General features: G+C 45.8%; 8 protein-coding genes. 3 read left to right on the top strand and 5 right to left on the bottom strand.

Annotated features, from left to right (window positions below; genetic code table 11):
• Positions 1-9: 9 nt before the first annotated feature.
• The 4 genes from ACLGGO_RS19710 to ACLGGO_RS19695 form a co-directional block, all read right to left on the bottom strand.
• On the bottom strand, positions 10-5,694 hold the full coding sequence (locus ACLGGO_RS19710; protein ID WP_446420584.1) for a PAS domain S-box protein: 5,685 nt from the start codon (positions 5,692-5,694) through the stop codon (positions 10-12).
• A 185-nt stretch (positions 5,695-5,879) separates the two neighbouring features.
• Entirely contained in the window at positions 5,880-7,058 is a 1,179-nt protein-coding gene (locus ACLGGO_RS19705) for an RNA-guided endonuclease InsQ/TnpB family protein (RefSeq protein WP_446420583.1), read from the bottom strand.
• Positions 7,059-7,315: 257 nt separating this feature from the next.
• Positions 7,316-7,477: a hypothetical protein gene (locus ACLGGO_RS19700; protein WP_446420582.1), complete on the bottom strand. Its 162-nt coding sequence runs from the start codon at positions 7,475-7,477 to the stop codon at positions 7,316-7,318.
• A gap of 41 nt (positions 7,478-7,518) precedes the next feature.
• Positions 7,519-8,571: a YihY/virulence factor BrkB family protein gene (locus ACLGGO_RS19695; RefSeq protein WP_446420581.1), complete on the bottom strand. Its 1,053-nt coding sequence runs from the start codon at positions 8,569-8,571 to the stop codon at positions 7,519-7,521.
• A 322-nt stretch (positions 8,572-8,893) separates the two neighbouring features.
• Between ACLGGO_RS19695 and ACLGGO_RS19690 the strand changes: the two genes are divergently transcribed.
• The 3 genes from ACLGGO_RS19690 to bchD all read left to right on the top strand — a co-directional run bounded on the left by ACLGGO_RS19690 (position 8,894) and on the right by bchD (position 13,436).
• Positions 8,894-10,108, top strand: a complete 1,215-nt coding sequence (locus tag ACLGGO_RS19690; protein WP_446420580.1) for a sensor histidine kinase — start codon at positions 8,894-8,896, stop codon at positions 10,106-10,108.
• 127 nt (positions 10,109-10,235) lie between these two features.
• A complete protein-coding gene (locus ACLGGO_RS19685; protein ID WP_446420579.1) occupies positions 10,236-11,303 on the top strand; it encodes a glycosyltransferase in 1,068 nt (355 codons plus the stop codon).
• A gap of 105 nt (positions 11,304-11,408) precedes the next feature.
• On the top strand, positions 11,409-13,436 hold the full coding sequence (gene bchD / locus ACLGGO_RS19680) for a magnesium chelatase ATPase subunit D (RefSeq protein ID WP_446420578.1): 2,028 nt from the start codon (positions 11,409-11,411) through the stop codon (positions 13,434-13,436).
• Between the two features lie 45 nt (positions 13,437-13,481).
• Here the strand turns inward: bchD and ACLGGO_RS19675 are convergent, their stop codons facing one another.
• Complete coding sequence (locus ACLGGO_RS19675) at positions 13,482-14,096, bottom strand: Uma2 family endonuclease (protein ID WP_446420609.1); 615 nt, start codon at positions 14,094-14,096, stop codon at positions 13,482-13,484.
• Between the last annotated feature and the right edge of the window lie 528 nt (positions 14,097-14,624).

Raw genomic sequence — 14,624 nt, 5'->3', positions numbered from 1 at the left:
TCCATTAACTCATAATTTATCAGTTATAGTTGACCAAGGTTCGGTTAAATCGAGTAATCGTTCAAACTGGAAATTCTTAGCCAAGTGAGCAAGAGTATGGGCTAGATTATTATCCTGAGCCTGGATTTGATCAATTAAGTTTAACATCTGCTCAAAATCTCCCTCAAGGGTAGCTTGATGCAACGATGCTAACCAATCAATAGGCAGGATAGCCAAATCATCATATGTTAAGACAACTGTCTCCGTTTGCCCGGTATTTTGCTCCGGTTCGTCACAAATAAAATTGACTTTCAGATGTTGGCGTATGGCTGCAAACAAATCAGATTCGTGAAACGGTTTGGCAATGAAAGCCGTGCAACCCACCTCTAACGCTTTTAACCGTTCTTCTTCTATTACACTAGCACTTAGGGCAATGATTATTGGGGGAGGTGTAGAGACGTTGCATGCAACGTCTCTACACTGTCGAATCTCTTGGGTAACAGCGTAGCCATCCATTCCCGGCATCCGCAAATCCATTAAAATTAAATGAGGTTGCCAATGATGCCAAATCTCAATCGCCTCTTTACCGTTACTAGCCTCTTGGAGTTCAAAGCCCAAGGGATGAAGCAATTGCATCAATAGTTGACGGTTTTCCACTTGATCATCCACAATCAAAATCCGATAGTGGGGTTGATTGGGTGCAAGGGCAATGACGCGACAGGGAGTCGTTTGGGGTGTGCTGGGAGTGACATCGATTACCTGGGCTTGAATATCAAATGTAAAGGTTGTACCCAGTCTAACTTGACTTTCCACCGTGATTTCTCCGCCCATGAGTTGAATAAACTTGCGCGTAATCGGCAGCCCTAAACCTGTTCCGTTCTGGGATTGCACTCCACTTTGGCTTTGCACAAAGGCTTCAAAGATACTCTCTAATTCATCAGCATCAATACCACATCCGGTATCTTTGATTTCAAAATGAAGGGTTATTTTTCTGGCTAAACTGTTCTCATATATTTCTACCTCTCTTCGGTCATTTGTCCTTTGTGAGGCAACATTTACAACCACACTTCCTGCTGAAGTAAATTTAATCGCATTACTCAGGAGATTAATTAAGACTTGGCGTAACTTAATTTCATCGGTTTGGATGGTGTGGGGAACATCAGCCGCACAGTTAAAACCCAATTGTAAGCCGTTTTCATCTGCCTTGAGTCGAAACATATCTTCAACTTCACGCAACAGATGATGCAAGTTAAATGTAGTTTCATTCAGGGTAATGCGTCCCGCCTCAATTTTAGATAAATCTAAAACCTGGTTAATTAGTGTCAGTAAATGTTCTCCACTATTGTGAATAATCCGTAGATTGTCTTGGTACTGGCGAGGAAGAGTGACACTATTACTCATCAGTTGAGCAAACCCCAAAATAGCGTTGAGGGGACTTCGCAATTCATGACTCATATTTGCCAGGAATGTGCTTTTTGCCCGGTTAGCGGCATCGGCGGCTTCTTTTGCCTCTTGTAGGGCGATTTCAGCTAATTTGCGTTCGGTGATATCAGTATTCGTGCCAACCATACGGATACCCTTTCCTTGGGCATCTCGGATGGCTTGTCCCCGCACAATAATCCAACGAATTGAGCCATCTTTGTGCATCATTCGATGTTCAACTCGGTACTCTGGAGAAACTCCCGCTAAATGTGATTGGGCGGCGGCGAGGACAACCGACTGATCATCAGGATGAATATAGGTTGTCCAATGGTTCAAATCATTGGCAATTTCTGCCTCGGTGTAACCGAGAATTGCCTTAATTGTGGGGTCGATATAAAATTCATTAGTCTGTAGATTCCATTCCCAAACTCCTACCTTTGCCGCACGAGTTGCTAACTCATAGCGCTGTTCACTCTCTTGTAATGCGGCTTCTATCTGTTGGCGTTCGGTGATGTCTGTGGCGGTACCCAAAAGCTGGGTAACCATACCGTCAGCGGTTCTAGCAAAGGGGGTTTCTCGACCCAAAAGCGTGTGCCATTCTCCATTAGCATCTCTTACTCGGTACTCGATTTCAAAGATTTCTCCATCGGCTGCGTTTTGAACTTGTTGGAAATAGGCGGGTAATCGGGCTAAATCCTCTGGATGGATGAGGGTGGGTAGAATATTTTCACCCATGGAGTAAATTTGTTCTGCGGTATACCCTAAAAACGCTGCCAGTTCCCGGTTGGCGTAGATATTACGTTGTTCAGTTAAATCAAAAATATATAAAAGATTGGGAGAGGCTTCGGCAATACGTTGAACAAAATGCTGACTTTCTCGTAGTGCAGCTTCGGCTTGCTTGCGTTCAGTAATGTCGCGAACAATACAAATTCTTTCTCCTCCGGGTAATAACGTGACCGAGACTTCATGGGGAAATGTGCTACCGTCACGGCGTAACCCTTGGGCTTCGGTGCGACAATATCCCTGCTGAGGTAATAATGATAGAGAATCTTCTAGTAGTCGTTGATATTCCCTAGCCTCGTACAGCGCCTGCCAATTTTGACCGAGGAGTTGGGTAGCGTTATCATAGCCAAAGATTTCGGCGTGCGCCTGGTTAAGAGAGACATACTCCCCCTGCTGATTCAAAATCGCAATCCCATCGGTAGCGGCTGTCATCGCGGCGGCTTGCAGCTGCAAGGTTTTCTCAACCTGTTTGCGATCGCTAATATTAAAGCTAGTACCAATCAGTCGATAGATTCGCCAGTTGCTGTCTCGCAGAGGGGTTAAATTAGTAATCCACCAGGTTTTTTGTCCCTGAATCTGCCGACATTCTTCATAGGTAATCTGTTCTCCCGCCTCAACACAGGCATGATACCGTTCAGACACCGCCTGTGCCACTTCTGGAGTGAAGGCTTCTTGGGGAGTCTTACCGCTTATTTGTGAGGAGAGAAGACCTGACATCCGTTCATGGGCTGGGTTAATGCTAACATAGCGAAATTCACCCAATTCTTGAACATCAACGATAAAGACAGCCGCTTCAATTCCGTCGTAGATACTGCGTAAAAACGCTTCCCGTTCTCTCAGGGATTTCTCTGCTTGTTTGCGTTCTGTGATATCCTGCACGACAACCATACCCGCAATAATTTCTCCAGTATCATTTTGCACTGCCCGAGTTTGCACCAGATGAATGCAATTGTGATAAGGTATTTCCAGAGTTTGTTCTATCCCTGCCAAAGCGTTGCGATATAGGGGTTCAACCAAGGCAGATTCTGAGTCGGATAAAGCCTCCCAAATGGTTTTTCCTTCTAATACATTGCGGCTATATCCTGATCCTGAGGAACCTAACCCTTGACCATCGGCGACTAAATAACGCAAATTATGATCAAACAAGAAAATTGCCCCATTGGGGAAATGTCTTGCCATGGTACGGTAGAGTTGCTCACTGTTGCGTAATGCAACTTCTGCTTGTTTGCGTTCGGTGATATCAATTGCCGTACCAATCACCTGTTTAACGGTGCCATCTGGAGTTCTAGCAAATACAGTCTCCCGCCCCCATAGAGTATGCCATTTCCCTTGGGCATCCTGCATCCGGTACTCTAACTCGAAAATTTCCCCATCCGCCGCATTCGCTAACTTTTGCCATTTTTCTGAGACGATAGTGAAGTCATCGGGGTGCAGTAGGCTGGAGATAAAATTCTCCCCCATGGCTTGAATTTGTGCGGGTGTATAACCCAGAATGGTGGCAATTTCTTGATTGCTGTAGATATTGCGATTTTCGATGAGGTCATAAATATATAAGCAATAGGGTGAAGCCGCCGCAATCTGTTCGATAAAATGTTTACTTTGGCGCAGTTGTTCCTCCGCTTGTTTTTGAGTGCTAATATCAGTACTCACACCCACATAGCCGATGTGATTTCCTTGGTGATCTCGAATTAGGGTATTGGTGGCATAAACCGGGAAGGTGCTACCGTCTTGGCATTTAACCGTGAATTCCCCCTCCCAATAACCATTTTCTTGAACACCCGCTAAAATTTCCTGCGCCAGGGCTTGATCTTGGGGAAGTACGGTAACATCAAGAATGGATTGACCGAGTATGGTTTCTGGGTTGAGTTGATATAAACCCTGGGCAAATTGATTCGTGTAGATAATGGTTCCGGCTAAATCTGTGGCAATGACAGCATTACTGACTTGATCCAGTAAAGAGGCTTGAAAGGCAATTTGTGCCTCAGCTTGCTTGCGTTGACTAATGTCTCGGATAATAAATAGGGCTTCATTGTCCCCAGTTACCACAACCCGCACTTCTTCATAGTGCAGCTTACCATTGCTCCAATGATGCTGTTCATAAATTTGGGTTTCTTCCCTTAGCAACGCCTGATGTAGATGGTACAGACAGGTTTGGGCTACGTCTGATGGCAGACAGTCGTGGATGCTGCTACCAATGCGATCGCAGGTTGGGTAAATTAAGTCTAGTCTATCCCCAGGAGCGATATAATCGGTGATCATCCCATCAGCGTTGAGCCGAAACATTAAATCAGGAATCGCATCGATAATCGCTTGATTTCTGGCTTCACTTTGGCGTAAGGCGATGTCTGCCCGTTGGCGATCAATGGCTGTTGCTAGGATATGGGCAATTCCTTGGAGAAAGTGAACATCATCCTGACTAAATTGGCGGGGTTGTGAGGTATATGCACCCAAAACTCCAAAGGGTTGAGCGCGATCGGGGATAATCACACTAATACCGCTAATTATCCCCTGATCCTGCAACAGGCGTGAACCCCTAAACCGAGTCTCTGTGCGTAAATCCTCAACAATAACGGGTTCATTGTGGGGTAAAATATAGCCTTCTGTGCTAATTGTGACGTGACTCACTAATTCCCCTTGCCAACCTACCGCAGCTTTGAGGAATAATGTCTCCCCATCGGGTAAAAGTTGTAACACTTTGGCATAGTTTACCTCCAAGGTTTGAGCCAGCAGAGTTACGGCTTGATCCATTAGCTGAGAGACATCGGTTTCCACTAATGCAGTTTGTCCAAATTGAGCAATTGCGGCTTGTTGGCGGGCGCGGATTTTCAGGGTTGCTTCGGCTTGTTTGCGATCGCGACTATCCGGAGCAATCGTCTGTGCCGCAACTTGTTGTTCTAAACTCTGATTATAATCGGCTAAAACCCGCTCAGCCTGCTGACGTTGAGAGATATCAGCAAACGCCGCGATCGCATGAGTCAGATTTCCCTGACGATCATAGATTGGGGCGCCCCAGGCTTCTAGGGGAATGGTGCGATCGCGGCGACAGATTTCCATATCATCAACTCGTACCCGTTTCCCTTGTAAGGCTTGCCATAAGGGATGGCGATTCTGGGGATAAAATTGATCAGTTCCCGCCTGATAAACCCGATAAGTTTCCATTAATTGATCCGCCGCCATTGACTCAACCATTCCTTGACCGAAAACTTGCTCACCAGTTTGATTCACATAGTAAAGTTTTCCATCAGCTTCTGACACAAAAATACCCATAGGTACAGCATCGAGAAGCTGTTTGAGGCAATGTTCACTCTCTTGGAGTTTGGTAATTAATACGGCTTGGTTTAATCCCTGATTCATTTGATCCAGTTGTGCTGTTTTTTGAGTCAATTCTTGGTCTTGATGATACTGTCGCAGGGCTTCTTTCACGGCTAGGTGTAAGTCAATGCTTTGCCACGGTTTACAGATATAACGATATAAGTCTACCGAGTTAATCCCATAACTACTCCCGCCCAATCAGCTTGTCTGGTGAGCATAATTTTCAGGGTAGCGGGAGAACGTTGATAGATGCACGTCAGCAGTTCATCTCCTGCTCTCTAAAACTTGATCAAAGTTAACTATTTCTAGTCAGAGCTTATCCGTCTAGTTCCTGCTTCAACCTGGGGAGACGGCTCCTTCCAGTCCACAGGCGTAAATTCCGCTCAAGCCGAACGTACTTTATCATCGGGGGCATTTTCAAGATTAATCGATGCATTTTGATCGCGGTCTTGAGAATGCCCACATTTAATGCAATTAAATACTCGTTGATGCAGTTTCATGTCCTGCTTATGCCCACAGTGAGAACAAGTTTTAGAACTGGGAAACCATCGGTCAACAAGTTCTACTTTGGTTCCATAATGGGCTTGCTTGTAAATCAACTGCCGACGAATTTCATAAAAGCATTTATCACTAAGGGCGTTGGCGAGTTTTTGATTAGCCATCATCCCAGAGACATTGAGATCCTCTATCCGAATGTTGTCAGCACGACGACTTAAATCAGTTGTCATTTTCTGAGTCGTATCTTTTCGGATATTGACAATTCTCAAATGCCGACGCGCCAGTTTTACATAATATTTTTTGGCGTTGCTAGATGCTCTTACTCCTTGCCGCTTGTTTCCAAGGACTTTGTTCCGATTACGCCATTGAATCTTACCGAGCTTGGTTTTCGCTGTTTTGGTGGTAACTGGCATCTCGTACTTGGTTCCATCAGAAACAGTTGCTAAACATTTCACTCCCAAGTCAACTCCAATCCGATGTACTGGATGGACTCTTGGGGGTATTTTTTCAGCGTCAACTGTAAAAGAGATAAACCATTTGTCCGCTGCTCTTGATACTGTGAAAGTTTGGCAGCTACAAAAGAAATCAATTGGTTCTTTTAAACGGAATGTTGTCATTCCTGGAGGCTTGATTAGCTTACCCGGATGAATAACCGCCCTGTTCGTAAAAGGAAGCGCAGGTTCACCTTTTTTGGGGTAAATTCCGCTGGTTTTGTAAACAGTAAAGGAGTCTCCTTTCTTCTTGGATTTCTTCTTGGGAAACCCACCTAGACCTTTACGCCATCTGGCAAGCGCATCCTTAATGTCCATAAATGCAGACTGATAAATAGTGGATGGATATTGTTTCATCCACCCATTCTCCGGTTTCTGCATCCTTAGGGTTGTGAAGACTTTTTTGATAGCAGCAAGGCGCTTAGAATCGCCAGCTTTTATGTCTTCAAATGACCAGCTAGTGGTAATCAGGTCGAGGCAATAGTTATAGACAAAGCGTTTAAACCCTGCACAGCCACGCATTCGGGTTTTCTCTCGATTATTCAGTTTGAGTTCCCGCTTGATGGCGTACATTGCTAAACCGACTTGTATCTATTTGTATGAATAAGTATAGCTCAGTCTGAACAAAGTTCTTCTCCATCGACAATATATATCCTCTGATTTCCTAGTGTGTGCTCGCTTTACTAAACGTCCCTCCCTCTCCCATCGTCGCCGGGTTGAGACTCAAACCCCGATCATTTTCCCAAACTCGCCAATCTTCCACATAAACCGCTAAACCTCTCTATACAAATCAATTATAGAGAGGTTTGATCAGGTTTTTGGCGATTTAATTATGCTCTCATTCCTGGCATAAGGTAGTCAGCCATAACGACGGCTACGTCACCACCCTCCTCTAGACTACCAGCAAAAACCGTTAATGCTTCTGCCCCACTTTCCGCCACTTCAATGGAGGCATTTTCCCCGAAAGCCGCTTCGAGTAAGGATTTTGCCATTTATTATTGACATTCAGGTTTAAATGCAGAACCGCTTAATCCTACTTTTCTTTTTTATTTAAGCCCATTTTTCTGGCTACATCATTGTAGGCTTTCAACGCTTTAGCCCCCGGATTACCTGACTTTTTTCTGGAGGAAGATTTTGGCGACTGACCTGGATTTTCTGCGGCTTTTTCTAAGGTTTCTGTCCGAGGAATTCCTTGTTTTGCCCGCGCTTCTTCAGTGAGTTGAATTGCATGTTTATCGGGAACGATTTCTGCCCCAAATTTTCTCGCATAAACTTGAGTAAATTCTGCCCCCAGAAAAAGAATTTGGGCTGAATAATAAACCCAAGCCAGAAAAACCACTAACGAACCCGCTGCACCATAGGTTGAGGCAAAACCACCCCGCCCTAAATACATGCCAATCAAAGAGTTACCAATTGTGAAAAGTATGGCGGTGATAATCGCCCCAATCCAGACATCACTCCAGCTAATTTTAACATCCGGAAGAAACTTGTACATCATCGCAAATAGCAGCGTGATTACGCTCAGAGAAAGCCCCCAGTTTAAAAGTGACCAAAGAAATTCCATTCCCAAGAGTAAATCACTGGCATAATTAATCACCGCCGATAACACGGCACTGACAATCAAGGAAACTAAGAGTAAAAAGCCAACCCCCAGCACAATAGAAAAGGACAATAACCGTTTCTGTAAAAAGCCTTTAACTGGACGTCCCGGTTTAGGTTGTACTCCCCAAACCGTATTCAAGGCATCTTGCAGTTGGGCGAAGACTCCCGAAGCACCAAAAAGCAGAACAATAATACTGATAATGGAGGCAATATTGCTAATATTGGGTTGATTAGCATTTTCAATTGCCGTTTCAATCACCTTAGCTCCCTCCGTACCAACCAACCCTTGAATTTGCTGGACAATTTCCCCCCGCGCCGCTTCGGGACCAAAAATAGAACCTGCGATCGCGATCGCGATAATTAATAGCGGTGCTAAGGAAAACACTGTGTAATAGGCTAAGGCGGCGGCTAAACGTGACGCTTTATCCTCTTGCCATTCTTGAATCGTTTCCTGAAATAGTTCTCTAATAATCTTAAAATTCATCACCATGACTCCATCACTGATTGGCGTCAGCACATCAACTGGCTAAACCGTACAATTCTTATAAAATCTTCAGGCTTCCACCTACAACCCCCTAAAGACAGAAGTTAGACCTATACTGGATTTATAATGGGTTCACCTTAATTGATTTTGACTGGGCGGCAAACCTTAACTATGGATTTTAGTCAAGAGTTGTTAAATAAGCTTGACACAATCGTCAAGCATTGGATTGAAGCGGTTCGCTCTGATGCAGAGATGGAGAGCGCCAAACAATGTGGGTGTAACCCCCGTAAAAGGAAATAGTAAAGGTTAATTGCCTAAAAGTATGAATTTTTCTCAGGAGTTACTGAATAAACTGGACTCAATCGTCAATAATTGGGTGGAAGCTGTTCGCCAAGATGGGGAACTCGAAAGTGCCCATGAACTCACCTATAAGGCGGTGCTGGATGGTTTACCCTCAGTACTGCGAGCGATTGCCAAAGTCCTTGGTGACTGTGAAAACGGTGCACTTCAAACAATTGAAGAGAAAGGTTTAGAACATGGTGTGATTAGAGCCAAACAAGGCTACGATCCAACCGAAGTAGCACGAGAGTATCGGATTCTGCGCCAGATTATCTTTTCTCATTTAGAACCGGCTCTACTGCGGGGATCGGGCGCTCAAGTTTTGCAAGCCACCCGTATCATTGATATGGCACTGGATGAAGTGATTGGTCGCTGTTTCAACAGTTATACAGAAGAACGATTGCAGGAGTTAGAAAAGCTGCAAAGTCAAGTGAACCTCACCAATCACGAATTGACACGCTTGGTTGAAACCCATCGAGATAATTTAGCCCATTTAGCCCATGATCTGAAAAATCCGCTACAGGCGATTCTGATATCTTCGGATCTATTTGTACGCCAACATAAAACCCAAGACACGGTTGTCAGTCTGGATCACATTGAGCGCGTACTTAGAAATGGACAACAGATTTTGCATCTAATCAACGATTCTCTAGAAGTCTCTCGTCATGAAGCAGGACAGGTAACATTGCAGCCAGAGGTGCTTGATGTCTGCGCTTTGATCAACAACGTGGTAGACACGTTAACGCCCTCAGCCAGTGAGAAAGACCTCAAGATAACGGTAGATTACGAACTCGCTCCCAAGCAAGTTACCTCTGACCCCTTGCGACTTGAACAGATTATCACGAATTTGGTCAGTAATGCCATTCGTTACACCGAAACGGGAAGCATTACCATTAGCTGCCAGGTTGAGTGTAATAATCAAAATGATAAATTTGCGATCGCGGTGGCGGATACCGGGATTGGGATTGCCCCAGAAGACCAAGCTCAAATTTTTGAACCCTACTTTCGCGGTGGTTCCCGGACTAATCGCTTACCCGATAGTACCGGATTGGGATTAGCGATCGTCTCGCGGTTAGTTAAACTGTTGCAAGGAGAAATTCAGCTTGATTCCCAAGTGGGAGTAGGTTCTACGTTCAAAATAATTTTACCGTTAGCCGTTAAAACTCCTGCTAGAACATCAGTTAGTAGCGTGGGGTAGTTGAATTGATAGTCCTGGAGTTGTTAAATCGTCATTGGGTAAAACCCAAAGTAAACGGCTTGCCTGATCCCCTTTTATTTCACAACTGATTTAGACACACTCAATCCTGTTGCTTTTGAGGCTTAAATTGGTATTTAATAGAGGTTTATTCAGTTTAAGACAATGGGTAGATGTATTACTACGAGACGCCCCAGAAGCCTGTAAGGACGTTGGTGTAGAAGTCCTTCTGGTCGATAATACCTCCTTTGAAGGTGGAACAGTCGCTGAGTATCTTGACATTCCCTTTGTTACCTTGTGTAGTGGTTTAGTGACCCATCAACATCCAAGTATTCCGCCGTGGAATACACCTTGGCGCTATAGCCCGACGTGGTGGGGACATTGGCGTAACCAAGCAGGGTATAGGGTACTCAATTACATCGATAAACCCATTTGGGATGTCGTGGAAAACTATCGCCAAGCGTGGAAATTGCCCCCCTTCGCAACCCGCAATGATGCCTACTCTAAACTGGTTCAAATCAGTCATCAACCCGCTGAGTTTGAGTTTCCGCGAACAGATTTACCCGACTATTTCCATTTCACCGGACCGTTCCATAACCCCGCTAATCGGAAACCCCTTTCGTTTCCTTATGAAAAATTAACGGGACAACCGTTGATTTATGCCTCTATGGGGACGATACAAAATAAGCGAATTGAAGTGTTTCAAACCATTGCCTCTGCCTGTGAAGGATTGGATGTACAATTAGTGGTATCTTTGGCAGGTTCTATGCCGCCCGAATCACTACCCCAATTACCTGGGAATCCGATTGTGGTTAGTTTTGCCCCCCAATTGCAACTCCTCGAAAAAGCCACTCTTACCATTACCCATGCCGGATTACATACAACATTAGAATCGTTGAGTTATGGAGTCCCCCTAGTAGCAATTCCGGTAACCAATGACCAGCCTGCCGTAGCTGCACGTATGGCTTGGACAGGGACTGGGGAAGTGATACCCCTGAAGAAATTGAGGGTTTCTCGATTGCGAAATGTCATAAAAAAAGTGCTAACGCAAGAGTCTTATAAACAGAATGCTTTAAATCTACAGACGCTCATGCGTCAATCCGGTGGCGTCAAACGAGCCGCCGATATTATCGAAGAGGCAGTATTGACGAAAAAACCTGTATGCTCTTTGTCACTAGGTAGACACAATACAAGGTAATGGTGGAGATCGTCATTATTTGTCATTCGTCAGATTTTTCCGTTAACCGTCCAAACGACTCCAGGACGCGGTATGCTGAAAGACTGATAGTGTCATACTTGCCTTATGCCTGTGCTGAACTCTGCCACAGCAATAACCAATTTTCCCCTAACGGCTGTCGTGGGTCAAGAAGCGATTAAATTAGCGCTCCTGTTGGCGGCGGTTGACCCCGGATTAGGAGGAGTTGCGATCGCGGGACGACGGGGAACGGCGAAATCCGTGATGGCACGCGCTCTCCACGCCCTCCTTCCCCCCATTGAAGTGGTCAAGGGTTCCCTCTCTAATTGCCATCCCGATTATCCTCAAGAATGGGATGATCAGCTTTTAGCCCAAGGGATTGAACCCGCCACTGTTGAGACAGAAATTATCCCCGCACCCTTTGTGCAAATTCCCCTGGGAACCACCGAAGATCGCCTCTTAGGTTCGGTGGATGTGGAGAAATCGATGCAACAAGGCGAACCTATTTTTCAACCTGGACTTTTAGCCCAAGCACATCGGGGTATTTTATATATTGATGAAATCAACCTCCTCGATGACCAAATCGCCAACCAACTCTTAAGCGTTCTCACCGAAGGGCGCAACCAAATCGAACGGGAGGGGATTAGTTTTCAGCATCCCTGCAAACCCCTATTAATCGCCACCTACAACCCAGACGAAGGACCCCTGCGGGAGCATTTACTCGATAGAATTGCGATTACCCTATCCGCCGATGGAGTGCTGGCACTGGATCAGCGGGTGCAAGCCGTCGAAGGCGCGATCGCGTACACCACCTCACCCCAAGCCTTTATCGAGCAGTATAACGAAGACATAGATAACCTAAAAACCGATATTATTCTGGCACGGGAATGGCTCAAAGAGGTACAAATTACTCATGACCAAATTGCTTATCTCGTCGAAGAAGCCCTGCGGGGTGGCGTCCAAGGACATCGGGCGGAACTGTTTGCCGTGCGCGTTGCCAAAGCCTCAGCCGCGCTAGATGGGCGTCAGACGGTTAGTGCTGACGATTTGAAACGCGCCGTGGAATTGGTGATTGTCCCCCGTTCTACCATCGTCCAGACCCCACCAGAAGAACCCCCACCGCCACCTCCACCCCCACCACCTCAGAATGAGTCTTCCCAAGACCAAGACGAACCGGAGGATAAGGAAGAACAAGAGGATCAACAGGAACCGGAACAAGAACAAGAACCTCCCAGCATCCCCGAAGAATTCATCTTTGATACCGAGGGAGTCGTTCTCGATCCCAGCGTCCTCTACTTCGCTCAAATGGCGCAGCGGCAAGGAAAATCGGGAACCCGCAGTATTATTTTTTCTGATGATCGTGGGCGATATGTCAAGCCCATGTTACCCAAAGGTGCGGTTAAACGCATCGCCGTTGATGCCACATTACGGGCGGCTGCACCCTATCAGAAAGGACGCCGGGAACGCCAGCCGAACCGTAAGGTTATCGTAGAGTCGGGAGATTTGCGCTCTAAACGCCTAGCCCGTAAAGCCGGGGCGTTGGTGGTATTTGTGGTTGATGCTTCGGGTTCAATGGCACTCAACCGAATGCAGTCGGCTAAGGGTGCAGTGATGCAACTTCTGACTGAAGCCTATCAAAACCGCGACCAAGTTTCCCTAATTCCCTTTCGCGGCGAACAAGCGGAGGTGTTGTTACCCCCCACCCGTTCTATTGCTTTGGCGCGGGGGCGGTTAGATCGGTTACCTTGTGGTGGCGGTTCCCCGTTGGCACATGGGTTAACCCAGGCGGTGCGTGTGGGGGTGAATGCCAAAATGTCGGGAGATATCGGTCAGGTGGTGATTGTGGCAATTACCGATGGACGAGGGAATATTTCCTTAGCCCGTTCCTTGGGGGAACCGATAGCCGAGGGCGAAAAGCCGGATATTAAGGGGGAACTGTTGGATATTGCGGCTCGAATTCGGGCAATGGGAATTCAGTTATTGGTGATTGATACGGAAAATAAGTTTGTGTCTACGGGGTTTGCTAAGGAATTGGCGAAGCAGGCGGGTGGGAAATATTACCATTTACCCAAAGCCACGGATAAAGCTATTGCGGCGATGACGAGGAGTGCGATCGCAGATATGAAATCCGGGTGATTGTGCAATGTAGGGTGGGCATTGCCCACCTTAAGTGCGATCGCGCTAACCCCACACCCGACACAAATTCAACACAAAACCCGGTAAGACTTCCTCACCGGATAACTCAGCCGGATTTGACAATATTTCTACGTTTAAACCGACTCGATAAACTTCTACTGTTCTATTTTGTGGATCGATTAACCAACCCAGTTTAGCCCCATTTTCCATATACTCCTGCATTTTCTCTTGCAGCGACTTCAGAGTATCCGACTGCGATCGTAACTCCACCACAAAATCCGGGCAAATATTGGCAAACGTTCCCTTTTGTTCATCAGTCAGTGCATCCCAACTTTCTTGACTAATCCAACAAGCATCCGGGGCACGAGTAGCACCATTGGGTAAAATGAAAGCCGTTGAGGAATCAAACGCCTCGCCCGGTTCATCTGCATTTCGCCACCATATATACAACTCTCCAGAAATACTCCAATTCCGTTTGCCAGTTCGCCAACCTGTGGGTGGATTCACAATTAATTCTCCTTTTGCCGTTCTCTCCAGGTGTAATTCTCTATTGCACTCTGCTAGGGCTGTAAACTGTTCTGGAGTGACATATAGCTTCATGGTTTTTGGTAACTCAAGTAACAGAGTTTCGGTTTCCGGTTTTGCTGGTGTCTGTACCATTTTGACCTTTCCTGTCATAGAGATTAGCGATCTAGGCAGTTAAAAACCTGATTTATGATTGAAAACGCAATCATTTATATTATCTATTTGTGTTGGTGCGTTACGCGGGGAACACAATTCATTGGATTTTCCCCCTAAATTATTGCCCCGCTAACGCACGATGGCGGACTGACACAGCTAAAATTGTGGAATAGATTTGACTTTTAAACCGGGCGCACGCCATGCGCCCCTACAATGCTAATCCACCAATTAAGGTGTGCCACGCTACTACTTGCTACTTGGGCGACTCTTTCCGCATCACCGGAACCAAGAATTCAGCAATCGTGCGATCCCCGCATTTCTCACAAACTAATTCTATAAGTCAATTTGCCGCTTAAAAATTGAGCTTTTTAAAGAAAAATAGAAAAAAGCCAAATTATCAAACAAAATTATCCTGAAATTGCCAATTTTCACCTGTTTTTTTCACTAAAATTTAGGTGATTACGCCAAGTTTCCATGACAAAACTGACCGAAAGAAGATTCAGTCAA

The sequence above is a fragment of the Coleofasciculus sp. genome (assembly GCF_046565525.1).
In the GTDB taxonomy this organism is placed as follows: domain Bacteria; phylum Cyanobacteriota; class Cyanobacteriia; order Cyanobacteriales; family Coleofasciculaceae; genus Coleofasciculus.
This window is presented reverse-complemented; position numbering and strand designations above follow the sequence as displayed.